This window comes from Winogradskyella psychrotolerans RS-3 (assembly GCF_000427335.1).
In the GTDB taxonomy this organism is placed as follows: Bacteria; Bacteroidota; Bacteroidia; order Flavobacteriales; family Flavobacteriaceae; genus Winogradskyella; species Winogradskyella psychrotolerans.
The window spans coordinates 1-503 of record NZ_ATMR01000125.1; the positions used below are offsets into that span (position 1 = coordinate 1).

Here is a 503-nt window from a genome sequence, read left to right on the forward strand (position 1 = left end):
TCGGCATATCTAGAGGCTCCTGAGCCACTGATTCTGTCAAAGGTTTTTCTATCGCCTATACTGTGAACAATTACCATGGCCAAGCCAGGTTCCATTAAGGTCAATAACTCTTTACACTTCTCTACTTTATAAGCACCTAATCCCTTATCATCCACTTCATAATCTGGTGACCAGCTCCCACTTATTGAATGTAAGTCATCCAAGACGGGTAATCCTGCATCCCAGATTTTTTGCCCTACCATAGGCGCCTTCTCCGTAAGTGAATTGCCAGGTAATTTCATGCCCTCCTTATACTTTCCTTCTTTCTTCAATTGTTTGATGATGTTGTTGTTCATCGAAAGACCAAGCAATTTATTGTTCCCACCAGGGAACATGACAGGAATACCATATTCAATTCCCACCTTTATGTAGCGCTCTAGAAATGGAGCATGATAGAACAATGTACCCATATGGCTATCCATATGGGTGGGTTTTAACCCTAGTGACAAGGCACACAGGGGATA

The 503-nt window shown here is 42.3% G+C and carries 1 protein-coding gene; it reads right to left on the reverse strand.

Annotation, left to right across the window (positions count from 1 at the left end; translation table 11 throughout):
• On the reverse strand, positions 1-461 hold a 461-nt coding region (locus ADIWIN_RS12695), incomplete at its 3' end, for a polysaccharide deacetylase family protein (protein WP_200859809.1).
• Positions 462-503 lie beyond the last annotated feature (42 nt).